Source organism: Pseudoalteromonas sp. SCSIO 43101 (assembly GCF_023650775.1).
GTDB classification, from domain to species: Bacteria; Pseudomonadota; Gammaproteobacteria; order Enterobacterales; family Alteromonadaceae; genus Pseudoalteromonas; species Pseudoalteromonas apostichopi.
The window spans coordinates 174832-199028 of record NZ_CP072673.1 but is presented as its reverse complement, the minus strand read 5'-3'; the positions used below and the strand labels follow the sequence as shown (position 1 = coordinate 199028).

At 41.6% G+C, this 24197-nt stretch carries 20 protein-coding genes and 1 riboswitch; of the genes, 9 read left to right on the top strand and 11 right to left on the bottom strand.

Annotated elements, in window-relative coordinates:
- Nucleotides 1-55 precede the first annotated feature (55 nt).
- Nucleotides 56-2098 (top strand): glycoside hydrolase family 97 protein, encoded by a 2043-nt coding sequence (locus tag J8Z25_RS00965; RefSeq protein ID WP_250661535.1) that lies wholly within the window; start codon nt 56-58, stop codon nt 2096-2098.
- A 114-nt stretch (nt 2099-2212) separates the two neighbouring features.
- On the opposite strand, the gene J8Z25_RS00960 is transcribed toward J8Z25_RS00965, so the two are convergent.
- The 7 genes from J8Z25_RS00960 to J8Z25_RS00930 all read right to left on the bottom strand — a co-directional run bounded on the left by J8Z25_RS00960 (nt 2213) and on the right by J8Z25_RS00930 (nt 12205).
- Nucleotides 2213-3451, bottom strand: a complete 1239-nt coding sequence (locus tag J8Z25_RS00960; RefSeq protein WP_250661534.1) for a cysteine desulfurase-like protein — start codon at nt 3449-3451, stop codon at nt 2213-2215.
- A gap of 9 nt (nt 3452-3460) precedes the next feature.
- Nucleotides 3461-4093, bottom strand: coding sequence for a 2OG-Fe dioxygenase family protein (locus J8Z25_RS00955; RefSeq protein ID WP_130049979.1), 633 nt, complete (start codon nt 4091-4093; stop codon nt 3461-3463).
- A gap of 196 nt (nt 4094-4289) precedes the next feature.
- On the bottom strand, nt 4290-6887 hold the full coding sequence (gene acnB / locus J8Z25_RS00950; protein WP_130049980.1) for a bifunctional aconitate hydratase 2/2-methylisocitrate dehydratase: 2598 nt from the start codon (nt 6885-6887) through the stop codon (nt 4290-4292).
- A gap of 294 nt (nt 6888-7181) precedes the next feature.
- Nucleotides 7182-8252, bottom strand: coding sequence for an OmpA family protein (locus J8Z25_RS00945; protein WP_130049981.1), 1071 nt, complete (start codon nt 8250-8252; stop codon nt 7182-7184).
- 452 nt (nt 8253-8704) lie between these two features.
- Nucleotides 8705-9763, bottom strand: coding sequence for an OmpA family protein (locus J8Z25_RS00940; RefSeq protein WP_130049982.1), 1059 nt, complete (start codon nt 9761-9763; stop codon nt 8705-8707).
- Between the two features lie 325 nt (nt 9764-10088).
- Nucleotides 10089-11501: a protein adenylyltransferase SelO gene (locus J8Z25_RS00935; protein WP_250661533.1), complete on the bottom strand. Its 1413-nt coding sequence runs from the start codon at nt 11499-11501 to the stop codon at nt 10089-10091.
- An 8-nt stretch (nt 11502-11509) separates the two neighbouring features.
- Entirely contained in the window at nt 11510-12205 is a 696-nt protein-coding gene (locus J8Z25_RS00930; RefSeq protein ID WP_250661532.1) for a DNA-3-methyladenine glycosylase I, read from the bottom strand.
- Between the two features lie 183 nt (nt 12206-12388).
- Nucleotides 12389-12585: riboswitch (Lysine riboswitch) on the top strand.
- Nucleotides 12586-12722: 137 nt separating this feature from the next.
- Between J8Z25_RS00930 and dapA the strand changes: the two genes are divergently transcribed.
- From dapA to J8Z25_RS00905, 5 genes are all read left to right on the top strand, one after another.
- A complete protein-coding gene (dapA, locus tag J8Z25_RS00925) occupies nt 12723-13607 on the top strand; it encodes a 4-hydroxy-tetrahydrodipicolinate synthase (RefSeq protein ID WP_130049984.1) in 885 nt (294 codons plus the stop codon).
- A gap of 14 nt (nt 13608-13621) precedes the next feature.
- Entirely contained in the window at nt 13622-14362 is a 741-nt protein-coding gene (locus tag J8Z25_RS00920) for a 2,3,4,5-tetrahydropyridine-2,6-dicarboxylate N-succinyltransferase (protein ID WP_250661531.1), read from the top strand.
- Nucleotides 14362-15567, top strand: coding sequence for a PLP-dependent decarboxylase (locus tag J8Z25_RS00915; RefSeq protein ID WP_239977792.1), 1206 nt, complete (start codon nt 14362-14364; stop codon nt 15565-15567). Before J8Z25_RS00920 ends, J8Z25_RS00915 begins: the two co-directional genes overlap by 1 nt.
- A 5-nt stretch (nt 15568-15572) precedes the next feature.
- A complete protein-coding gene (locus J8Z25_RS00910) occupies nt 15573-16691 on the top strand; it encodes a succinylglutamate desuccinylase/aspartoacylase family protein (protein ID WP_239977793.1) in 1119 nt (372 codons plus the stop codon).
- A gap of 186 nt (nt 16692-16877) precedes the next feature.
- Nucleotides 16878-17915: a phospholipase A gene (locus tag J8Z25_RS00905; protein WP_130049988.1), complete on the top strand. Its 1038-nt coding sequence runs from the start codon at nt 16878-16880 to the stop codon at nt 17913-17915.
- A gap of 44 nt (nt 17916-17959) precedes the next feature.
- On the opposite strand, the gene J8Z25_RS00900 is transcribed toward J8Z25_RS00905, so the two are convergent.
- Entirely contained in the window at nt 17960-18853 is an 894-nt protein-coding gene (locus tag J8Z25_RS00900; RefSeq protein ID WP_130049989.1) for a bifunctional GNAT family N-acetyltransferase/hotdog fold thioesterase, read from the bottom strand.
- Between the two features lie 228 nt (nt 18854-19081).
- Between J8Z25_RS00900 and J8Z25_RS00895 the strand changes: the two genes are divergently transcribed.
- Nucleotides 19082-19771, top strand: a complete 690-nt coding sequence (locus tag J8Z25_RS00895) for a spermidine synthase (protein WP_250661530.1) — start codon at nt 19082-19084, stop codon at nt 19769-19771.
- Between the two features lie 169 nt (nt 19772-19940).
- Here J8Z25_RS00895 and dtd read toward each other — a convergent pair whose 3' ends face one another.
- Genes dtd through J8Z25_RS00880 form a run of 3 tightly spaced genes read right to left on the bottom strand, consistent with a single transcriptional unit; the run spans nt 19941 to nt 22217 of the window.
- The gene (gene dtd / locus J8Z25_RS00890) at nt 19941-20378 is read right to left on the bottom strand and encodes a D-aminoacyl-tRNA deacylase (protein ID WP_130049991.1); all 438 of its coding nucleotides are present in this window, start codon (nt 20376-20378) and stop codon (nt 19941-19943) included.
- On the bottom strand, nt 20366-21319 hold the full coding sequence (locus J8Z25_RS00885; RefSeq protein ID WP_250661529.1) for an alpha/beta fold hydrolase: 954 nt from the start codon (nt 21317-21319) through the stop codon (nt 20366-20368). The genes dtd and J8Z25_RS00885 overlap by 13 nt, the downstream gene beginning before the upstream one ends.
- A 25-nt stretch (nt 21320-21344) precedes the next feature.
- On the bottom strand, nt 21345-22217 hold the full coding sequence (locus J8Z25_RS00880) for a virulence factor BrkB family protein (protein WP_055198935.1): 873 nt from the start codon (nt 22215-22217) through the stop codon (nt 21345-21347).
- A gap of 86 nt (nt 22218-22303) precedes the next feature.
- Here J8Z25_RS00880 and J8Z25_RS00875 point away from each other — a divergent pair, with 86 nt between their 5' ends.
- Both J8Z25_RS00875 and J8Z25_RS00870 read left to right on the top strand, forming a co-directional pair.
- Nucleotides 22304-22960 (top strand): DUF2959 domain-containing protein, encoded by a 657-nt coding sequence (locus J8Z25_RS00875; protein ID WP_130049993.1) that lies wholly within the window; start codon nt 22304-22306, stop codon nt 22958-22960.
- A gap of 132 nt (nt 22961-23092) precedes the next feature.
- Nucleotides 23093-24184 carry an MBL fold metallo-hydrolase gene (locus J8Z25_RS00870; RefSeq protein ID WP_130049994.1) on the top strand — a complete coding sequence of 364 codons (1092 nt, stop codon included), beginning with the start codon at nt 23093-23095 and terminating at the stop codon, nt 24182-24184.
- The last annotated feature ends 13 nt before the right edge of the window (nt 24185-24197 follow it).

The following is a 24197-nucleotide window of genomic DNA, read 5'->3' as shown; positions in this document are numbered from 1 at the left end:
GATGTATGTGAATACGTGACAACAATCCATAACCATAAGCCGCCAAGGAACAACAATGCGATTAACTGCCTTAATGTTAGCAGCCTTTTCAGGTACTTGCCTAGCACAAACCACAACCGTCAGTTCACCTGATGGGCAGATCAAAGTAACTATCTCAGATGAGCAACACACACCTAGCTACGAAATCAGCTTTGCAGGTAAACAAGTCATTGCTAACTCTTCGTTAGGCCTTGTTTTTAAACAACAACCAGCAATGAGCGAAGGTTACAAAATTAGCAGCCAAACCTCTGATTCGGTAAAAAGCAGCTGGGAGCAACCTTGGGGTGAACGCCAAACAGTAGTTGATAACCATAACGAAGTCGCTGTTACCTTTAAAAAGCCACAACCACAAGGTGGCACGTTTACAGTACGTTTTCGCGCTTTTAATGATGGTGTAGGTTTTCGATACGAATTACCAAAACAAGCTGGCTATGATGATGTAGAAATCACTAAAGAGCTTACAGAGTTTGCTATTACAGATTCATCAGATGCAACAGCTTGGTGGATCCCCGCCCGAGGTTGGAACCGTTATGAGTATGTTTATAACACTACCCCACTTCATAAAGCCGCACTTGTGCACACACCATTTACTTTAAAAAATAAAGATGGTGTGCATATCAGTATTCACGAAGCTGCCCTTGTTGATTATGCAGGCATGGTTTTAAATCAACGTCGTGATGGTACTTTCCAAGCAGATTTAACACCTTGGTCAGACGGTGTAGCAGTTAAAAAGCACGGCGCATTCAATACACCTTGGCGTACAATTCAAATTGGTGATGAAGCCGTTGATTTAATCAATTCTGATATCATCTTAAACCTAAACGAGCCGAATAAACTCGGTGATGTATCTTGGGTTAAACCGGGTAAATACGTAGGTATTTGGTGGGGTATGCACATCAATGAAAATACTTGGGGTAGCGGTAAAATTCATGGTGCAACCACTGCAAACACTAAATATTATATGGATTTCGCTGCTAAATATGGCTTTGATGGCGTGCTAGTCGAAGGCTGGAATATTGGCTGGGATGGCGACTGGTTTTATAACGGTGATGTATTTAGCTTTACTCAACCTTATGACGACTTTGATATTGAAGAGCTAACACGTTACGGCAAAGAAAAAGGCGTGCAATTAATTGGTCACCACGAAACTTCAGGTAACGTGACTAACTACCGTAACCAAATGGAAGCTGCATTTGCGTTATATGAAAAATCAAATGTAAGCCAAGTTAAAACAGGTTATGTAGCTGACGGTGGTAACATCAAGCGTATCGATGAAAATGGCATTGTCCGTAAAGAATGGCACGATGGTCAGTTCATGGTAAACGAGTACCTATACAACGTGAAACTTGCTGCTAAGCATAAGATTAGTATCAATACGCATGAGCCAGTAAAAGATACTGGCCTACGTCGTACATACCCGAACTGGATTGCTCGTGAAGGTGCTCGTGGCCAAGAGTTTAACGCATGGGGTACACCGCCGAACCCACCTGAGCACATTCCAATGCTTGCTTTCACCCGTATGCTTGCCGGCCCAATGGATTTCACACCAGGTATTTTTGATATGGGCTTTAACGGTCTAGGTGCCGATACCAATCGCCCACAAACAACTCTAGCGAAGCAATTAGCGCTATATGTTGTAATATACAGCCCAATTCAAATGGCCGCTGATTTACCACGTAATTACTTGGCCAAGCCAGATGCATTTCAGTTTATTCAGGACGTACCAACTGATTGGCAACAAAGTATTGCACTACAAGGCGAAGTTGGCGATTACGTTGTATTTGCACGTAAAGAGCGCAAGCGTGAGCAATACTCAGGTAACGACTGGTATCTAGGCGCTGTCACAGACGAAAAAGCCCGCACTTTAGAAGTGAAATTAGACTTCTTAGATAAAGGCAAAAAGTTTGAAGCGCAAATCTACCGTGACGGTGATAAAGCACAGTGGGTTAATAACCCTTACGACTTAAAAGTAGAAAAACGCATTGTTACTGCTGATGATAAGTTGACGTTAAAGCTTGCTACCAGTGGCGGCACAGCGATTCGATTTAAAGCGATGTAAGTTGCTAAAAATTATGAAAAGCGCGGCATTTGATGTCGCGCTTTTTTATTGGCATAAAAAAGCAGCCCTGTCAGGCTGCTTAAAACTTATCATTTAGGGCTTAAAGCTAGCAACTTACTCTGCTAGTAATTGATCAAATAAATCAAAAACTTTATCGAGCTCTTCTATAGTGTTGTAGTGCATACAACCAATGCGAACTACGCCGCCGGTTTCTAATACCCCTAGCTGCTTACATAAGCCTTGGGCATAGAAGTTACCATCCCACACACAAATGTGCTGCTTACCTAAAAACTCAGAAACAATACGTGGCTCAATGTCTGCAAAAGTTAGTGCAAAAGTCGGTGTACGCTCAGATAAACGATCTAAAGCATCAATACCGAACAACTTGATACGCGGATAATCAGCCAAACGCGTTAAGAAATGCTTACTTAATGCCATTTCGTGTTGTTTAGTGATAGCAAATGCAGCAGCTAATTTATCTCGGCGTGAGTGACTATCATCAAGCTCACTAATTGCAGCAATGTAGTCCACAGCAGCAATTAAGCCAGCCAATGCTTCAAAGCTTTGTGTTCCAGTTTCCCAGCGACCTGGCGCAACATCTTTTGCAGGCTCAACTTTATATGGCGTGAAACCTTCTAGGTGCTCACGTTTGCCATATACAATACCAAGGTGAGGGCCAAAGAACTTGTACGCAGAGCAGGCTAAGAAGTCGCAATCAAGTGCTTGTACATCCACAAGCTCATGAGGTGCATAATGAACGGCATCAACATATACTAGCGCACCAACAGCATGTGCAAGTTCAACGATGCGTTTAATATCATTAATTGAGCCAGTAGTGTTCGATGCATATGTCACTGCAACAAGCTTTGTTTTGTTAGATAAAAGGCTTTCCAAGTGTGCCATATCTAAGCTGCAATCAGCTTCGTTGATAAGGGCTGTTTTTACAGTAGCACCTTTATCTTCAGCAGCTTGCTGCCAAGATGATACATTTGAGAAGTGATCAGCATTGGTGACGATAATTTCATCACCTGCAGTCCAATCACGCGAGATTGCACGGCTAAAGCTAAACGTTAAGCTTGTCATGTTTGCACCAAACACGATTTGCTCTTTAGATGGCGCATTTAATAAGTCGGCTGCAGCTTGGCGAGCGTTTGCCATTAACTCTACTGTTTTGTCACTTGAGAAAAATGCACCGCCTAAGTTTGAGTTGTAGTAACCCAAATAAGCAGTCATGGCACTTAAAACTGACTGTGGCACTTGAGAGCCACCCGGGCCATCAAGGAAAATCGGTGACTGACCGGCAACTTGTTGCATAAGCGCAGGGAATTGGCGACGTAATTGCGTTAAGTTCATGATATACCCTTACGCAGTTAGTACGAAGCAATCAAGGTAACCTTCTTTGCTTGCGTCTAATTTATTCATTGGGGTTGCGTTATGCCATACTTCACGGTCATTAATAAGCGCAAACATGCCGTCCTTAATTTCCATTTTGAAACATGGCTCAGCTTGTTGGTGCTCATAAACAAGTAGCTCACCACCTTCTAGGTTTTCATGTGATACACCACATACACAAACGTGATCAAAACCATCTTGGTGAACACCTTCAGGCGCAGCAGGTGTGTCGCTGTCGATAGCAAGCATTCTAAATTGGTGAATTTCAATATTGCGGTCATCGCTAATACCTGTCATATCACGAAACTGATTAACGATTTGCTTCATGCCATCAGTCGCTAATAAGCTATCTTCTAGGTTTTCATAAGTACGCTCAACATTACCTTGAAAGGTATTAATTGAGTCATCTTGCACGAATGCTTTTGTTGGTTGTAATTTTAATTCTCCATCAACAACTTTAATTACTGAATAACGACGCTTACGAAACTCACCATCTGCGTATGGATTCGCAGGTAGGTTAGCAAAAGAAGGTTTTACTGCGTCAATATGCGCTTGGCTTACAAAACGAAGTTGTAGAAGGTTCTGGTTGTTTAATGTAGTCATTTAGATCTCGCCTTAATACGTTGAGAATATTGGCGAGGATTTTAATGCAATTGATAGGAAATTTTTGCGTTATTATGTAAACAGCAATGATTGTTTATGTAGTTTTAAGATCGAATAAACAAGTAATTTAGAAATTTTATCTAAAATAAAAAGCCCGCTTAATGCGGGCTTTTCTTGCAATTTAATTTATCTCTAATTAAACAGCTTGTTGAACGATTACTTGGTCTGCCTTTTTAGTGTATTGAGGCATACGGTGGAAGTTCAGGTAACGATATGTATCAGCTGCCGTTGCATTGATCTTATCTGCATACTCTTGGTACTCAGCAGGTGTAGGTAATTTACCTAGGATTGCTGCTACTGCAGCAAGCTCTGCTGATGCTAAGAATACGTTCGCGCCAGTACCTAGACGGTTAGGGAAGTTACGCGTAGAGGTAGAAACAACAGTTGCTTTATCAGCAACACGTGCTTGGTTACCCATACATAGTGAACACCCTGGAGTTTCGATACGTGCACCTACGCGACCAAAGATACCGTAGTAACCTTCGTCAGTAAGCTGGTCTTTATCCATCTTCGTTGGTGGTGCAACCCAAAGTTGAGTTGGGATACGACCACTGAAGCCATCTAGTAATTTACCTGCGGCACGGAAGTGACCGATGTTAGTCATACAAGAACCGATGAATACTTCGTCGATTTTCTCGCCTGTTACGTCTGAAAGAAGACGTGCATCATCAGGATCATTTGGAGCACAAAGGATTGGCTCTTTGATGTCAGCAAGATCAATTTCAAGTACATGTTTGTACTCTGCGTCAGCATCAGCTTCCATAAGCTCAGGATTAGCTAACCACTCTTGCATTGCATTGATACGACGCTCAATAGTACGCACATCACCGTAACCTTCAGAGATCATCCACTTAAGCATTACGATGTTTGACTCTAGGTATTCAGCGATAGACTCTTTAGAAAGCTTAACTGTACAACCTGCAGCTGAACGTTCAGCTGACGCATCAGAAAGTTCGAAAGCTTGCTCAACAGTTAGGTGCTCAACACCTTCGATTTCTAGCACGCGACCAGAAAATTCGTTGATTTTACCTTTCTTCTCAACAGTAAGAAGACCTTCTTTGATACCGTAGTAAGGGATAGCATGAACTAGGTCACGTAATGTGATACCTGGCTGCATTTCGCCTTTGAAACGTACTAAGATTGACTCTGGCATATCAAGAGGCATTACACCAGTTGCTGCTGCGAATGCTACCGCACCAGAACCCGCAGGGAATGAAATACCTAGAGGGAAACGAGTATGCGAGTCACCACCAGTACCTACTGTATCTGGTAATAACATACGGTTTAACCATGAGTGGATTACACCGTCACCTGGACGAAGTGATACACCGCCACGGTTCATGATGAAATCAGGAAGTGTGTGGTGAGTATTTACGTCGATTGGCTTAGGATAAGCTGATGTATGACAGAAAGACTGCATTGTTAAATCTGCAGAGAAACCTAAACACGCTAGATCTTTAAGTTCGTCACGCGTCATAGGACCTGTTGTATCTTGCGAACCAACAGTTGTCATTTTCGGCTCACAGTATTGACCAGGACGTACGCCAGGCATGTTACATGCTTTACCAACCATCTTCTGAGCTAATGTGAAGCCTTTACCAGAATCAGTTACAAGAGCTGGCTTACGGAAGATATCTTCAGCTTCCATACCTAGTGATGCACGCGCTTTATCAGTTAAACCACGACCGATGATAAGTGGAATACGACCGCCAGCACGAACTTCATCAAGAATTACGTCTGATTTAAGAGAGAAAGTAGAGATAACTTCATCTGTACCGTGACGCTTAACAACACCTTCGTATGGGAAGATATCGATTTGGTCACCCATGTTTAGCTCATCAACAGGTAGCTCAATTGGTAACGCACCAGAGTCTTCCATTGTGTTGAAGAAGATAGGAGCGATTTTACCACCTAAACATACACCACCAACGCGTTTGTTTGGTACGTGAGGAATATCATCACCCATGAACCAAAGTACAGAGTTAGTTGCAGATTTACGAGAAGAACCCGTACCAACTACATCACCAACGTATGCAAGAGGTAAACCTTTCGTTTTAAGCTCTTCTAGCTGTGCGATTGGACCAACTTCACCTGGTTTGTCAGGATTGATGCCATCACGTTCATTCTTCAGCATTGCTAAAGCATGTAGTGGAATATCAGGACGTGACCATGCATCAGGTGCAGGAGAAAGGTCATCAGTATTTGTTTCGCCAGTTACTTTGAATACTGTAACTGAGATTTTTTCAGCAACTGCAGGCTTGTTTACAAACCACTCAGCATTTGCCCAAGATTCGATTACTTGCTTAGCAAACTCGTTACCTGCTTTCGCTTTTTCTTCTACATCGTAGAAAGCATCGAACATTAATAATGTGTTTGATAAACCTTTAACAACGATTGGTGCTAGCGCTTCGTCATCTAAAAGATCAATCATAGGTGCGATGTTGTAACCACCTAACATAGTACCAAGTAGCTCAGCTGCTTTTTCTTTTGATACAAGTGGAGAGCTCGCTTCACCTTTTGCAACTGCAGCTAAGAAACCTGCTTTGATGTAAGCAGCATCATCAACACCTGGTGGTACGCGATTAACTAGAAGATCAACAATAAATTCTTCTTCGCCTGCCGGTGGATTTTTGATTAGTTCAATAAGATCAGCCGTTTGCTGAGCATCTAATGGCGCTGGTACGATACCTAACGCGGCACGTTCTTCTACGTGTTTACGATATTCTTGTAGCACAATATTGCCCTCTTGGTGACGTGAAAGTACTCGGTAGTAGTAAGCTAAATACCAATTAAGACCCAGTACTTATAGTATTCTGACGGTTAATTATAAAGCTTTTAAGTATAGATGAAAATCCATGCTGTAGTTAGAGGCTTTAATACTCACTATAAATAGCATGAATAGTACTAGAAAAAAACGCTATTCAAATGAATATTTATTAAGAATCATTCCTATCTATCAATTTCTAGGGCTTTAAAATGAAAAAACCCAGCACTAGGCTGGGTTTTAAAATTTGCGTAAAGGGTTAGATTAACGCTCTACTTTAACACGCTCAATAACAGTCACTTTCGCTTCAACACGACGGTTTTCAGCGTGAGCTTCTGGCGTATTTGCTGGGTTTTTAAGACGCTCTTCACCTAAACCAACAGTAGTAAGACGCATTGGGTCAATGCCATCTTCAATTAGTTTCTTAGCAACAGCATCAGCACGTTTTTTAGATAACCACTTGTTATAGTCAGCTTTACCTACTGACGAAGAGTGACCTTCAAGTACTACGTCTGTTCCTGGGTGCTCTTTCAAAAACGCAGCAGCAGCATCAATATCGTCTAAGTATTGTTGAGATACTTTAGATGTATTGTTAGGGAATGTGATTAGTAAAGTCTTAGACACTTCACGGTCTTCATACAATGTACAACCAGTACCATCAACAGCATCTGTCATTGGTGTATTTGCACACTGGTCATCAGCATCTGGGATATTATCTCCATCGCTATCTACTGGCTCAACAGCTACAGGAACAACAGTTGGAGCTGGCTCTACTGGCTCAGCAGGAGCGCTTTGATCACCAAATATATAGCTAAGACCTAGCTTTGCACCAACATCTGTGTAACCACGGTCAAGACCTTGATATAAAGATGTTTCAGCGTTGAATGCAAAGTTATCGGTGAAGTAATGTTGGTAACCGGCACCTACGTTAGCAAACATTAGATCTTCATCAACAGCATCAAGATTTTTTAAACCAAAAATACCGTAGAAAGGACCACCGCCAAAATGATATAAGCCATCAATACCGTAACGCTTACCACTTTCAGAGCCACTTACAGTGGTACCGGCTGTGGTTTCAGCGCTCCAGTCAAAATCCATATCAGCATATTCTAAACGAGCACTCCAATAATCGCTGAAGCGGTAACCTAATTCCAAACCCCACCCAGTTGAGTCATCTACATCTAAACCGCCAGGTGGATAGTCACGGATATTTTCCCAAGAGTTATCATAATAATCGCCAAATGCGCCTATATAAAAACCTTGTTTTTCTGCAGCGATACCTGAAGCACTTGTTGCAGCAAGCGCTAAAGCTATAGTTAGTGATTTTAGTTTCATGTTTCATTCCCTTCCATTTTAGTAACTAAAGGCAGTGTAGCCTACACTCAGTCAAGATAGGTGATGAGTAATTAATCCAAACTTAATAAACTCAAACAACTAGTAAATTTTTATAATTCCATAGCATCAACTAAATACAGCGACATAAAGCACCTTAATAATCCATGTCGGACTGGTGCAAATTACACGTCATTAAAAATAATTATATAACCTAATAATAATTCAACAAGGTGATTAAACACCATACTACAATAATTTGAACTTTGATTAGGTGATTCATATCAATATATGATGGTTATTACATCTAAAATTGGTACAAATTAAGATTAACTTGTTTCTTAGGAAAGTAAATATTGAATTTCATTCAAAAAAAGGCCGGACTAATAAAATTAGTCCGGCCCTAGTTATATATTATTAATTAAATAAGGAATTTCTACCTTAAATATAATAACTTACTTACGAAGTACTTTAACTTTTTCAACGCTCGTGATTTGAGCTTCTACGCGACGATTCTCTGCATGTGCCTCAAGTGTATACGCTTTATTTTTCAAACGCTCTTCACCATAGCCAACCGTAGAGATTCTATCTGAAGAAATGCCGTCTTTAACTAGCTCTTCAGCAACATCTTTAGCACGCTTTTCAGAAAGCATCATGTTGTAATCAGCGTCACCAACTGCTGATGCATGCCCTTCAAGTACTACTGAAGTACCTTCATTTTCTTTCATAAAGGCTGCAACATCTGCAATGTCGCTAAAGTATTGATTAGGTACTTCTGCAACGTCATGCGGGAACGTAACTAGTAAAGTTATAGTTGCCTCTTTTTCTTCATACAGAGTACAACCAGTGCTGTCGACAGCATCAGTCATCGGTGTGTTTGCACACTGATCATCTGCATCCATTACACCGTCATTATCACTGTCAGTTGGTGCAGCGACTACAGGTGCAGGCTCTACCGGAGCAGGCGCACTTTGATCGCCAAAGATATAGCTAATACCCAGTTTAGCACCAACATCTGTATAACCACGATCAAGACCTTGGTATAAAGATGTTTCAGCATTAAAAGCAAAGTTATCTGTGAAGTAGTGCTGGTAACCAGCACCTACGTTTGCGAACATTAGATCTTCGTCAACTGCATCCAGATTTTTAAGACCGAAAATACCGTAGAAAGGGCCGCCACCTAAATGGTATAGCGCATCGATACCGTAGCGCTTGCCGCTTTCTGAACCACTTACAGATGTGCCATCATTAAGCTCTGCATTCCAATCGAAGTCCATATCAGCGTACTCTAAACGAGCGCTCCAATAATCGCTAAAACGATAACCTAATTCCAGACCCCATCCAGTTGAATCATCTACATTTAATCCACCTGGCGGATAATCGCGAACATTTTCCCAAGAGTTATCATAGTAATCGCCGAATGCGCCAATATAAAAACCTTCTTTTTCGGCAGCGAAGCCTGTTGTACTAGTTGCAGCAAGTGCTAACGCAATAGTAAGTGATTTTAGTTTCATTATTTCCTTCCCATTTTCACAATAAAGCTATTGAAGCTAATGTATTTCGAGTACTTAAAACTATATAGCAGCTTAAAAACTAATTTAATGAAATTTTATAAACAGCTATATTTTATATTTACTAATACTTTACTATTAATAAAAGTAATCTATTCAGTGGCAATTTATACTAATTAAAACTTTCAAACTACCAGCATAGTAGTGTAACACCACTTAAAGCAATAATTTACTTTAAATCAATGATATCACCAGTCAATGTCCTGCTCAATCTACGAACATTTTAAAGCGATAAATAACTTTTTTCTTTCAGAGGTGTAACTATCATTTATGTGCCACAGAAAGTTTGATAGTTTTTGTCACCATCACTTGGCAACTCGTACCAACTTTGATGTTCTTTAAAGTATGTGTATGGCTCTGAAATCACTTCAAGAAAATCATTTAATAATAAGCTACTACCTGCTTTTTCAAATTCAGCTATTATGCTTTCTATATTATGATTACGCGGGATGACTGCAGGATTAACGGCTCTCATGACGCTGTAACTTTCAGCAGTTGTTCTTAGCTTCCACTTTAAAACCCACCCTTTCAACCTACAATCCACAGTAAAATCACTTACTAAAGATTCAGTGAGTGCATTAAATGTATTGGTATAATCGAGTTGATGCTGCTTCATTAAAGCAAGTAATTCTGAAACCAAAACATGATCACCTTCTTGCTGACCTGCTAACCCTAATTTCTGCTGCCACATAGCATTAAATGCATCATTAAATTTATCAGCAAAACCATTCACAACCGACGAAAGTTTTTCTACGGCACCATCTTGCTCATCAAATAAAGGAATCAAGCTTTCAGCTAAACGCGCAACATTCCAATTGGCAATATTGGGCTGATTACCAAATGAATAGCGCCCTTGGTTATCAATCGAACTGAACACCGTGTCTAGGTCAAACTGGTTCATCATCGCACATGGGCCATAATCGATAGTTTCACCACTAATCAAAGTGTTGTCGGTATTCATTACACCATGTATAAAGCCAACTCGCATCCAACTTACGACCAGCTCAACTTGTTTATCTAATACAGCAGTTAAAAACTCAATGTAGCGTTGCTCACCAGCACTGCTAATTTCAGAGAAATGACAATTAATTGCGTAATCGACCAGCTTTTCTAGCCCTTCAATATCCCCTTGCGTTGCTAAATATTGAAATGAGCCGACACGAATATGACTTTTAGCTAAACGAGTAACTACGGCGCCTGTACGAGGCGGTTGGCGATATACGGTTTCACCGGTAGCAACGACTGCTAAACAACGTGTAGTAGCAATACCTAGAGCATTAAGAGCTTCACTCATAATATATTCTCGCACCGCAGGACCAATTGCACAGCGACCATCACCACCACGAGAAAATACAGTTGCGCCAGCGCCTTTTAGCTGTAAGTCCCACAATGTGCCATCTTGATCTGCAATAGCACCAAGTAAATGTGCTCTGCCATCACCCAGACGCGGTGAAAAATGACCAAATTGATGACCTGAGTAACCAAGTGCAACTGGTGCAACGTCGTTACTTATTGTTGAACCAGTTAAGAATTTAGCTAAAAACTCGCTGTCATGATTAATCGAAAAATTATCAGCTAACTGATCATTAAACAGTAGCAATTTAGGCTCAGCTACAGCACTAGGCATATCTTCAATCGTGAGCAGTTCACTAATGTCTGTGTATCGAGGTTGCAGTTTCATAATTTTCCTTAACGCGTTGCTACACCTACGCGGTTATCACCTACACCATAGGCAACAAGCTGACTAAGTGCCTGCAGACTATAGCCACTTTGCTGTTGTAATTCATTGAAGAAGTTTTGCGCTGACTGTAGTGACTTTTTAGTTTGTAAGCCACCGTCTATCAACTCGTGGGCACGCAAGTAGGCTTCTACATCACGAGAAAGCAAGAAGGTATCTTTACCTAGCGCCCGTAAAGCGTATGGGCCAGTATTCCCGCCTAAACGTGCACCATGCTTTTTGAGATAAGCCCATAACCCAATAATATTATCACTTGGCCAGTCAGCAATAAACTGACTAAAGCTGCCATGTTTCTCCGCGACTTCATGGATCATATACGCATTTTCAGGGATTGTTTGTACTTTTTTAAAATTACGAACAATTCGTTCATCATTGGCTTTTTGCTCGAGCATATCCGGCGGCATCATTAACAATTTTTCAATGCTAAAATCCCAAAACACTTCGCAAAAACCAGCCCATTTATTGTTAATAACTGACCAATAAAAACCACTTTGAAAGATTTTACGAGTAAACTCTTCTAACCATAAATCATCATGCATTTTGGCAATATCAGTATCATCGAGCGGGTTTGATAGCAGTGCACGCAGCATGTCTTCGCTACCCTTTCGAGATACGGCTCGCTGATAAATATCGTTAAATTTTTCCATCATTTTTCCAATTTATTTGGTTAACGCTAAGTGTACGTAAAAACACGGTTATACGTAACCATGTTGCAAAATTGGTCACTAAAAAACAAACTCATCAGCTTGACACCTAGATGGCTAAAATGCTTTAATCGCCGCCAATACCCTATTTAACTATGTTGGCTTTTACCTTAAAAGCGAGCATAAAGGGCTGGAAGAGGTGCGTTATTCAGGTAACGTATGGGAAGAGCACAGACTCTGTTGATCATACGTGAGGGGAATTAACGCCGAGAAGTAACACCGTTTGTGAGGTGCTTATTTCGGGCGACTGGGCTGAATCCCAGCGACTGTCACCAACAATAGCAAAGCGCTATTGATTAGTTTGGTGGAGAGCTTCTGGTCTTAGTATAATAAGGCCGTCGCGTCTTTATTATTTTAAGCCCATTCGCTCTTCGAATTATACCTTGTTCGAATGACGACATGCGGCCCCATTCAAATGTTCCCGCATATACTCTTCGAATACCTTATAAGTTCGTGAGAGATGATCAACAATTTTGATTTAAATGACTATCCATTATGGACAGCGCTTGTCACGCCATTTTCTGAATCTGGCGAGGTCGATTACACGGCCCTAGAGCAACTGGTCACTGAACAGCAAGCCGCAAATAACGGCATTTTATTGCTTGGCAGTACCGGTGAAGGACTAGCGCTTTCACTTAAAGAACAACAAGCCATTGTCGAGCATGTTTGCCAATTGGCACCGAGTGTGCCACTGATGATCGCTGTGGGTGGCATGAACCTAAAGCAGCAAATTGCATGGGTTGAATACTGCAATCAGCTGCCAATTCATGGCTACCTGTTAGGCTCACCTCTGTATGCAAAACCTGGTGTTGTGGGTCAAACACATTGGTTTGAAAGCCTACTTAACGCTAGTCATCACCCTTGTATGTTGTATAACGTACCAGGGCGCAGCGCAGTTGAAATTTCACCACAGGTAATTAAAAACCTTGCCGACCACAAAAACCTTTGGGCTTTAAAAGAAGCCAGCGGCGATATTAGCAAGTTTGAAGGCTTTAGAACGGCATCGCCAAAACTTGCCATTTTCAGTGGCGATGATGCACTTATGCCGTATTTTGCTCAAGCCGGTGCAAAAGGTTTAGTTTCGGTTGCCGCTAATGCTTGGCCAAGCCAAACCCATGAGTTTGTTAAACGCTGTTTAAGTGGTCAATACCCAAATCTATTCACTGATTGGTCGCAAGCAATTCAAAGTCTATTTGCTGTAGCAAACCCAATCCCCGTAAAAGTACTGATGCACCTGCAAGGTAAAATAAATACCCCGCATTTACGTCCGCCACTTACGCATTTAGAGCTTGAGCAAACAGACGGCATCACCCACGCAAATAACACTATTTTATCTTGGAACTAAAAACAGGTTTTATCATGAGCTGGTTAGAATTATTAAACAACTTAGAATCAGGCGCAGTTCGCGCAGCAACACAAGACGAGAACGGCAACTGGCATGCTAATATTGAAGTTAAACAAGGCATTTTAGAAGCATTTAAAAATGGCACTAACACCGAGTTCCCAGGTGGTTTTGTTGATAAGCACAACTTAGCACCACAAGGCTTTTCTGCAGATGCTGGTGTGCGTATGGTACCAGGTGGTAGCAGTGTTCGTCGTGGTGCACACGTTGCTAAAGGCACTATTATTATGCCACCAGCGTATGTAAATATTGGCGCGTTCATCGACGAAGGTACTATGGTCGACAGCCACGCATTAGTGGGTTCATGTGCACAAGTGGGTAAAAATGTTCACCTAAGTGCAGCAGTACAATTAGGTGGCGTGCTTGAGCCTATTGGTGCAAGCCCAGTGGTTATTGAGGATGATGCATTCATCGGCGCAGGCTGCGTAATTGTTGAAGGTGTAGTTGTGAAAAGAGGCGCGGTACTTGCGCCGGGTGTGCGTTTATCTGCAACCATTCCAGTCTACGACTGTATTAATGAGCGCCAGCTAAACAAAGGTGAAGCAATCCCAGAAAACGCGATTGTGATCCCAGGTTCTCGTCCTGCTTCAAACGCATGGGCTCGTGAGCAAGGCCTAAGCATGTCTTGTGCATTGATCGTGAAATACCGAGATGAACAAAGCGATGCATCATTACTGTTAGAAGAGGTTTTACGTTAATGAGCTTTATGAGCACGCCCATCAAGCAAGCAGTTGAACAAGTAGCAACGCACCTTGATACGCCATTTTTTATCTATGATTTAGATAAATTAACTGCACATTTAAATCAACTGACGGCGCAAACCGATGTGAAACTTTGGTACGCAGTCAAGGCCAACCCGCTGTCTCGCATTATTCAATGTTTAGACAGCGCAGGGTTTAATTTTGATGTTGCAAGTAAAGGTGAACTTGAGCAAGTACTTGCTCAAGGCATCGATAGCGAGCGCGTGCTCAATACTGGGCCTGCAAAGAGCCCTAAACAAATTTCACATTTTATTGCTCGCGGTGTACGTACTTTTGTGGCAGAGAGCATTAACCAAGTTCGCTGGTTAAACGAACAAGCAACAAAAGCAAATTGCCAGCTGCAAGTATTATTGCGTGTACAACTACGTTGGCCAGACAGTGAAAAGAACCCACTTGGCGGCGATAGTCTCACCCCCTTTGGTTTGGGCTGTGATGAATGGCAAGCACTAACAGTAAGTAATTACCCAGCACTTAACTTTGATGGTCTGCATATTTTCCAATGGGGCAACATGCTCAGCACCGATAAACTCGCTGAGCTATGGCGTGCCATGATTGAGCCATTACAACGACTCGCTAACTCATTAAATATTAACCTTAATGTTCTCGATTTGGGTGGTGGCCTAGGCATTCCTTATACTCAAGATGCTAACCGACTTGATTGGTCTGCACTTATCGAGACTCTGGCGAGCATTAAAGCGGATGCCGGTGTCAATGAGCTTTGGATGGAACTTGGTCGCTATGCAGTGGGCGAATGTGGTCATTACGTAACGCCGATTGTTGAGCGTAAAGAAAATTACAATCAACAGCAGGTGATTTTATCAGGCGGTATTAACCATTTACTTCGCCCAGCTGTGACAAGCCAAGATTTTCCTGCGGCGTTACTACGCGAATCGACGGCTGAGCCTGCAGCAATGACGTTATACGGCCCACTTTGCACCGCGCTTGATTGCTTAGGTGAGCACCTCTTAGCTAGCGATTTAAATGAGCAAGACTGGTTGGTATTCAGCCAGTGTGGTGCATACGGCTTTACCGAAAGTATGCCGTACTTTTTATGCCACGAATTAGCGGCTGAATACATCCTTGAACAAGGCAGTATTGAGTGCATCCGTAGCGTTGAAGATGCTAGCTATTATTTAAGGTAATCGCCATGAGTAAAGAACTAATCAGCCAAGAGAATATTGTGGTTGGCGAGATTGCCAACGGCCTTCCACTGACAATCCCTGTGTATCGCTTAAAAGGCGATGGCACAGGACCAAGCGTGTATATACAAGCTAATATGCATGGCGCAGAAGTACAAGGTAATGCAGTAATTTATCAGTTACTTGAACAGCTAAAATCTCTAAAGCTACGTGGCGACATTACTCTTGTGCCTTATGCCAACCCAATTGGTTGTAACCAAAAATCAGGTGAGTTTACTCTGGGTCGCTTCGATCCAATTACTGGTACCAACTGGAACCGCATGTACCGCTTTAACAAAGCATTACCCTCACAGATTGCTGAACTGCACAAAGGCAGTGATGATGCGACTCTTAAAGCTGCATTCAAAGAGGCACTCGTTACTGACATCGACAGCCAACTAACCGGTCCTGACTACAGCTTAACAACAGGTAAGCGCATTGCTCTGAACCTGCAAAAGCTTGCGCATCAGGCGGATATTGTTTTAGACCTACACACAGGACCTATCTCAAGTCAGCACCTCTATTGCCCAGAATATGCCAAAGACAGCGCAAGCTATTTCAACATTGAACATATCTTATTGATCCCAAGTGACTTTGATGGAGCGATGGATGAAGCGAGCTTCTGTCCTTGGTGGTCGCTTTCTGAAGAACTTGCCAAACAAGGCCGTGAATTTGCAGTTCAAGTTGAAGCATTTACCGTTGAATTAGGTAGCCAAGAAAAAATCGATTTAAGTGCAGCCCTTGAAGATGCAAATAGTATTTTAAGTTACCTCACTCACAAAGAGGTATTTGTGGATGCTGCTTATAAACCAAAAGCGATAACACGCTATGCCTGTATGCTTGAAGATTATGTTGCTTACTATGCGCCTATGGGTGGCATGGTGGAATATCTTGCCCCGCTTGGAGGCCATGTAAAAGCAGGCGAGCCTATAGCCCACATTTTACGAATGGAGCGCTACCTTTCTGAGCAACCCCTTCAAACATTAAGTTTTGATAAAGACGCCATCGCTATTTTGCATTTTGCTTCAGCAAGCGTGAATCAAGGTACTGAACTTTATAAGTTTTTTACAAACATATTTGAGCTATAAGCTCACACCTTCTCATTGCGTGAGAGTCGACGGCTTATGCCCTTAGGCCGTTACAGTAGAGCTCCAAGCTTAGCTTGGGGCTCTCTATTTACCCAAAATTTCAACAATTCAGTACAAGTTCACGGTTACTTATGTAAAAATCGTTATAATTATACCTACTTACAAGTCTACTGAAAGGGAACTGCAATGGGATGGCGCATTTGGCTGGCAGCCGCTGGCTTATTTTCTGTACCTGTATTCGCTCAAACTGAACAACCACAAACTAACGAACAAGATGACGCGCTAGAACTCGTAAAGCAGTGTATTTTGAACGAAGCTATTGGCGGTGACGGTAAACAAACACTCGAAGAACTTCGTAAAAAGTGCTCTGACTTAGACGAGAGCAAAAAGCTCACGGCTTTAGACAAACGCAAAGCTCGTGAAGAAGTGAGCAAGAAAAACCGTAATGTAATCACTCCACATAAGCGTAACTACATTTTACCGCTCTCTTACGTGTCTAACCCTAATGAGCGCCCTTTTGATGGTTTAAAAGACCTTGCTGAAGAGGTCGATGGCGAACCACTCGATAACCTTGAAGTGAAATACCAACTATCAATTAAAGTACCTATCTTCGAAGGCTTCTCAGATAAAGACCAAGGTATCTTTTTTGCTTTTACATTGCAGTCGTTTTGGCAGTTTTATAACAAAGATATTTCATCACCATTTCGTGAAACCAATTACGAACCGGAGATATTCTGGATGAACTATCTTGATCCTGAGCATGTACTGTGGGGTGATGAAATGGCAATCGCAATTGGTGCCTCGCATCAATCTAATGGTCGAAGCCAACCTAATTCACGCTCGTGGAACCGTATCTATGCTGATTTCTTATGGGAAAAAGATGGCTTTGTATTTAGCTTTAAGCCGTGGTATCGCATTCCTGAAGATAAAAAAGATGATGAGCTAAAAGCACGTGGCGATGATAATCCAGATATCTACAAATACATGGGTTATTTTGAATTCTCAGGTGCATACCGTTACAACGAGCATGAATTCAGCTTTATGACGCGTAATAACTTAAACTCAGATAACCGTGGTGCAATCCAGTTAGATTGGTCTTTTCCTCTTTGGGGCAGGTTACGTGGTTACGCACAATACTTTAATGGCTATGGCGAGAGCTTGATTGACTACAATGCTGATATTGAACGCTTTGGTGTCGGTATTCTGTTAACTGACTTGCTTTAACTGTAATAAAGAGCGAGCTTTAGTTAGCTCGCTCTAAATAGTCGTTATTTTTTAACGATGAAGTGGCCTTCAAATTCAGCAACTAACACATCACCATCATATACATTCACTGGCACATGGTAGCTTGCTTTACCATTAGACTCTAAATCCGCTAACTTACCTTTACAACCAGCCAATTCAACGCTCCCGCGAGGGTCGTTATTCAGTGGCTTAAGGTATTTAATATTAGCATCAGCTAACACGATATTTCCTTCAAGGCCTGCTTCTTTCAGCGCAAGGTAAGTTGCTCCCCACCCTGTTAGCGTTGCTAAACTATAAATAGAACCAGCAAACATTGTATTATGAAGGTTTAAGTTCGCATCTAAATCAGCACGAGTAGTAAACTGCCAATCAGTATAGCTTTCAACTTTAATCCCCATCGCATCACTGATTGGAATCGACTCACGCCAAGTATTTTGTAGTACTTGTGTCCAGTTTGGATGACGAAACCAACCCGGTTCAGACGGTTTTTGTTTTACCATTTTCCAGTGCTGCACATCGTCATACGCGAGATGCGCTTTTTCTTTTACTTCGTAGCCATGACGCTTGTAGAAATCAAGCGCGCGTTCACGAGCAAACAATACCAATTCATCGGCATCTTGAGTCCATGCTATTTTTTCTAATTCATGTAATAAACGACTACCGATATGCTGGTTACGGTTACCTTCAGCCACCGCCATATAGCGAACTTGCGCTTGCTGATGATTATTAAAATGTAGGCGAGCTACACCTAAAACTTCGCCGTCATTATTTTTGATAAAGCGGTGCTCTGCGTCTTGCTCCAAGTCATCTTGCTCAGAACCACGCGGCTCGCCCCAAGGCGCTCTTAAAACCTGCCAACGTAGTGAATAATACGCTTGCCAATCTTCGCTGCTTTGTGGGGTGGTCACTTTAAACATAAAAACTCCTGTGATAATTCAGCCACTGTCTGTTGTTTTTCTCACGTGGCCTTTGGAATGCGAATTACGATACGCGATCTTCTAACAAGTTGGAATAATACTTTGGTGACCCAGTCTAAATTATTATTCCAAGCTGTAAAAACTAATGCACAATTGCACTTTATGCCTACTGGTCTATGCTGAAATAATTGTCTTATTTTTATAAATAAATAGCTAAAGGCCCGAAATATGGAACATTTTATTGAACCCAGTGGCGCAGTAAAACATTGTTTTATTGAGGACTGCCACCGATTAGGGCAACTCATCTATTGGCATAAGCAAGGCAATTACAGTATTCAAGTTAGACAACTTAACCAATTACGCTGGTTACTGATCAACGAAACTCTACAATCCGTCATTGAGAAACGTCGCCCTGCGAGGTTGCTTTTTCCTCATTTACAATACCTTGCAAAGCTTTGGCAAGACTTAGAAGAGCCTAAAAAAATTTTAGAATTAGGGTTAGGTGGCGGTGCTATTCGTAACTACTTACAGCACACCTACCCCGACAGCCAGCTGACATCAGTTGATAAAAATCCCGACATAATCCACTGCTATAAACGCTACTTTGGTGGCGATCATGCCAATAATCTACACTGTTTTGATGCGCAACAAGTTTTAGAGCAAAATAACAAATACAATTGGATTATCTTAGATTTATTCAGTGAAGTAGACGCACCGCTATTTTTATATAAGCACCAGTTTTACACTAAATTAAGAGCTGCAATGGCAAAAGGTGGTTTATTGTTTATTAATTTTTTATCTAATCACCCATCGCAACTAAAGCAACTTGAGCACCTACTGATCACCGAGTTTGGTAAGCGCCCAAGTATTGTGAAAATCCCAGACTATGTGAACCACATAGTGATGATCAAAAAGTAAAAATACTTATACCAACCCGCTTAATTAAGTAGTCTATTTTGAGGCAATAAAACCTCGTTGATAACAAGGCAAAAATTTCGTTATTTAGTTGTTCTAAATGAGAAATTTTTAACGCAGTTAGCGACAGGTTTAATCCCTCAAAATGATTAAGTATTATTGCGAGTTGGTATTACACAGCTAAATTAAAAGTAACTGGACCATCGTTGCATAAGCTTACTTGCATATCAGCACCAAAACGCCCAGCAGCGACTGTTAGGCCCGATTTTTTAGCTTCAGCGATAAAATACTCATAGAGCGTATTTGCTTGTTCAGGTGTGCCAGCACTTGAGAAGCTCGGACGCATGCCCTTTTTAGTGTCAGCTGCTAACGTAAACTGCGAAACCACTAATAGCTCACCCTTAATATCCTTCAAACTTAAATTCATCTTTCCTTGTTCGTCGGTAAAAATGCGGTAATTACTGACTTTATGTAAAAGCTTCTGAGCGCTTTGCTCGGTGTCTTGTTTTTCAACACCTAATAACAACAAAATACCTTGTGAAATTTCACCCACTACCTCGCCTGCCACTTCTACTTTTGCCTGTTTTACTCTTTGAATTAAGCCTTGCATTGATCCCTCGATAACTTGATATACATTAAATCTGCGGCACGTCGCATTGCCGCCAAATATACCTGATTATCGCTGCTGTGCCCAATGCCATCTAAAATCAATAATTGTGCATTTAACTGTTCAGCAAGCTGCTGTACCGCACTATATCGACAGATCAAATCGGCGCGGCCATGAATAAACCAAATAGGTAAATGAGTAAGTAAATGTGCATTTTCTGAGATAAAGGCCTCTTCGATAAAGCAGTGATTACGAAAATAATGCACCATTAACCTTGCTTGATTTAACCCTACATGGGGCTCTTGTAAACCCCAGTTTGTTAATGGCTCACCATGGCACAGCACCTGTTCCCAATGACACCATAGTTTGGCAAATTTACTTGCTTTTATTTGATCGTCACTGTTTAACTGTTGCTGATAAAAATCGAGTAAGGCATGCCAATCGGAGTAATTGTGCGCAAACTCATTGAAGCACTCTGGATAAAAATGCGCGCCGGCTCCATTTTTTGTATAGAGCCATTCAAAGTCGCTATTACAAGCTAGAAAGCTGGCCCGTAAAATAAGTCCTGCAATATGTTCCCGATGATTTATTGCGTATACAAGTGCCAACGTGGCGCCCCAAGATTCGCCACAAACAAGCCACTTATCAATACCTAACTGGTTGCGTAACAACTCAAGGTCTGCGACTAATTCGGAAGTGGTATTTTTAGATATATCATGAGGTGTAGAATGACCACAGCCACGCTGGCTGAACATGATCACTCGAAAACGTTCTAAGTCGAAAAAGCGGCAATTTTCTGGGCACAGCCCCGCGCCAGGACCGCCATGACATAACACCACTGCAATTCCCGTAGACGCACCATATTCTTGAACATGGATTTGATGACCATCACCAACACTCAAATGATAGTCACGGTTAGCAACATAATGTGGATGTAACTGCACCTCGCTCTCCTTAGGTGCAGTATATTTAAACCTCTATATCAGGCGTGTCCTCAATATTCTCAGGGCTGATACATACAGTAAATTCTGCACCGAGTAATACGACAATCCACGACAAATACACCCATACAAACAGAATAGGTATTGTTGCCAACGCCCCATAAATAACCTCGTACGATGGGAAGTGACTGATGTACAAAGCAAAGCCTTTTTTTGTCAGCTCAAACAACATAGCTGCAAACAAAGCGCCCGGAATTGCCGCTCTAAATGGAACTCGTGTGTTAGGAACTAAAGTATAGAGCATAATGAAGCCAATCATTGAAATTATGTAAGGTAATAATTTCAATAAAAAGCCGCTAAACCCGGGAATCCCCTGATCAGCAAATGACACTAAAGAGACAATGTATGAGGTCACACCAATACTTGCACCTAGTAGTACAGGGCCTAAACTGAGCACCATCCAGTATACGGCAAACGAAATCATCATTGGGCGTTTTTTCTTAATACGCCAAATTCGGTTTAATGTAGCATCAACATTCCGGATAAGTAGTAAGGAAACCGCTGCTAAAAAGCCCACACCGACAGCAGTCATTTTATTAGCATTACCTGCAAAAGCACTGATATGCTCTTTAATTACATCTGTAGAGGTCGGCACAAGATTAGTAAACAAAAAGTTTTCTATGGTCACCAATGTGCTTTCGAACCCAGGAAAAGCAGAAAAGATTGCCACACCGACAGCCACTAAAGGTACGATTGATAACAGGGTTACATAAGCCAAATAACCAGCATTTACAGTTATTTGATCGTCAATACAACGATTAAGATACTGCATCCACCAAGTAGGTTGTTGCTTCAAGAAAATGCTTATTTGCAGCTTATAACGACTGAGCTTCTCATCCATAGAATCTAATTTCTGCTAAAATGTTTTGATAATCATAGCAATCCACCACATAATTTGAAATGACAGGTACCTAAAAAGGATTCTCAATGAAAAAACTGACACTTTTAAGTGCACCACTATTTGCAGTAACAATGGCATTAACAGGCTGTCAGTCAGCTTATTACTCAGCCATGGAGTCTGTCGGTGTGCATAAGCGCGACATTTTAGTTGATCGCGTAGAAGAAACAAAAGAGGCGCAGCAAGAATCGCAAGAAGAGTTTCAATCAGCATTAGATAGATTAACCACACTAATCAACTTTGAAGGTGGTGAACTACAAGATGCCTACAATCAACTTAATGATGACTACGAGTCGAGCTTAGCGGCAGCGAATGATGTAACAAGTAATATCAATAAAGTAGAAGATGTAGCTGAAGCCCTATTTGATGAATGGGCCGATGAGCTAGAGCAATACAAAAGCGCCTCACTAAAACGTGAAAGCAGCAAAAAGCTCAATGCAACTAAGCGCCAATTTGATCAACTACTTCGCTCAATGCGCAGTGCAGAAAGCAAAATGGAGCCGGTATTATCATCACTACATGATAATGTTCTGTATTTAAAACATAACCTCAATGCGCAGGCTGTTACTGCAATCAAAGGTGAGTTCACAAGCCTAAAACGCGATATAAAAGTGTTAATGGACGACATGAACAAATCAATTGAAGACTCTAATAAGTTCATTGAGCAAATGAATAAAGCGGGCTAACCAACTCAAGCTATTAGTAAAAAAGCCTACTTAAACGTAGGCTTTTTTGTGTAACCTCTTGTTACTTTTTAATGATTTATCTTAAATTTTATTTTGCTAAACTCACGGCAAAGAATAAAAAGTAAGCATGGTATGCATTTAAAAACTCTCTCAACACTTATTGCAGCAGCACTCTTGAGTGCATGCAGTAATTCAAACACTGTTAATGTTATTGCCGGTGAAGGCACCATCACTCCATTAAAAACCGAGGGTGAGTACGAAGGTCGCTACCACAACCTTTATCCTGGTGATAAAGAATACCCAACAACCTGCACTGACAATTGCTATGAAGCGTCAGAACTACTCGTGTGCGACGACAGCAACTCACAATGCCAATATCAAGCACAGCAAAATGTACCTGCAATCAACTCAGGCTTTAAGGTTCGTTGGTTAGGCCATGCTAGCTTTTATATTCAGTCACCCAATGGTGAACAGCTGTTGTTTGACCCTGTTAAGGATCAGTTTGATTCACCCGTAGACTTAGCCTTTAAGCTAGCAGGGGGCATCTATCGCAAACCCGGTTTTTGGCCATCAAAAGTACAACTTAATGGCTTAGATGCGGTAATGTACTCACATATTCACTATGACCATTTTAACAAAGCGGATATAGAAGAAATTGGCAATGCTCCGCGCTATTTAGTGCCATTAGGGTTTGCAGATAACTTCCCGACGGGTGGCTTTAATATTTCAGAAATGGCATGGTACGCAAGTACACAAATTAATGACTTAACTGTTAATGCGGTGCCAGCGCACCATTTTAGTAGCCGTATTATGGTGCCTTTCATTTACGACGACCACAACAAAGATCTCTGGAATGGCTGGTTACTAGAACAAAATGGTAAAACCTTATTTTTTGCTGGCGATACCGGTTACTCAAAACATTTTCAAGATATTAACCAAAAATATGGCGAGATTGATGTGTGTTTGCTGCCGATAGCTTCCTATTACCATGAAGAAAATGGCAAATGGTATCGTTATGTTCACACAACGCCAGAAGATGCATTAAACGCGGCAGAGGAACTAAGCTGTAAAGTGATGATCCCATGGGGTTATGGCAACTCAAGCTGGCAAATGGGTGATCACTCGAGTCACTCTGCGTTATTGAGATTACTACATATGCAAAAGCAGATGAACAGCCAAGTTCCTCTTTACATATTAAATGAAGGCGAGCAAGTGTCACTGTAGCGACACCTGCAAG

Bases quoted from the DNA above. Each gene is read 5' to 3' on its own strand.
- J8Z25_RS00910 (WP_239977793.1), top strand. From the start codon at position 15,573: ATGAGTAAAGAACTAATCAGCCAAGAGAATATTGTGGTTGGCGAGATT.
- J8Z25_RS00915 (WP_239977792.1), top strand. From the start codon at position 14,362: ATGAGCTTTATGAGCACGCCCATCAAGCAAGCAGTTGAACAAGTAGCA.
- J8Z25_RS00875 (WP_130049993.1), top strand. From the start codon at position 22,304: ATGAAAAAACTGACACTTTTAAGTGCACCACTATTTGCAGTAACAATG.
- J8Z25_RS00960 (WP_250661534.1), bottom strand. From the start codon at position 3,451: ATGAACTTAACGCAATTACGTCGCCAATTCCCTGCGCTTATGCAACAA.
- J8Z25_RS00900 (WP_130049989.1), bottom strand. From the start codon at position 18,853: ATGTTTAAAGTGACCACCCCACAAAGCAGCGAAGATTGGCAAGCGTAT.
- J8Z25_RS00945 (WP_130049981.1), bottom strand. From the start codon at position 8,252: ATGAAACTAAAATCACTAACTATAGCTTTAGCGCTTGCTGCAACAAGT.
- J8Z25_RS00930 (WP_250661532.1), bottom strand. From the start codon at position 12,205: ATGGAAAAATTTAACGATATTTATCAGCGAGCCGTATCTCGAAAGGGT.
- J8Z25_RS00870 (WP_130049994.1), top strand. From the start codon at position 23,093: ATGCATTTAAAAACTCTCTCAACACTTATTGCAGCAGCACTCTTGAGT.
- J8Z25_RS00955 (WP_130049979.1), bottom strand. From the start codon at position 4,093: ATGACTACATTAAACAACCAGAACCTTCTACAACTTCGTTTTGTAAGC.
- J8Z25_RS00965 (WP_250661535.1), top strand. From the start codon at position 56: ATGCGATTAACTGCCTTAATGTTAGCAGCCTTTTCAGGTACTTGCCTA.
- J8Z25_RS00880 (WP_055198935.1), bottom strand. From the start codon at position 22,217: ATGGATGAGAAGCTCAGTCGTTATAAGCTGCAAATAAGCATTTTCTTG.
- J8Z25_RS00920 (WP_250661531.1), top strand. From the start codon at position 13,622: ATGAGCTGGTTAGAATTATTAAACAACTTAGAATCAGGCGCAGTTCGC.
- dapA (WP_130049984.1), top strand. From the start codon at position 12,723: ATGATCAACAATTTTGATTTAAATGACTATCCATTATGGACAGCGCTT.
- J8Z25_RS00895 (WP_250661530.1), top strand. From the start codon at position 19,082: ATGGAACATTTTATTGAACCCAGTGGCGCAGTAAAACATTGTTTTATT.
- J8Z25_RS00905 (WP_130049988.1), top strand. From the start codon at position 16,878: ATGGGATGGCGCATTTGGCTGGCAGCCGCTGGCTTATTTTCTGTACCT.
- J8Z25_RS00940 (WP_130049982.1), bottom strand. From the start codon at position 9,763: ATGAAACTAAAATCACTTACTATTGCGTTAGCACTTGCTGCAACTAGT.
- dtd (WP_130049991.1), bottom strand. From the start codon at position 20,378: ATGCAAGGCTTAATTCAAAGAGTAAAACAGGCAAAAGTAGAAGTGGCA.
- J8Z25_RS00935 (WP_250661533.1), bottom strand. From the start codon at position 11,501: ATGAAACTGCAACCTCGATACACAGACATTAGTGAACTGCTCACGATT.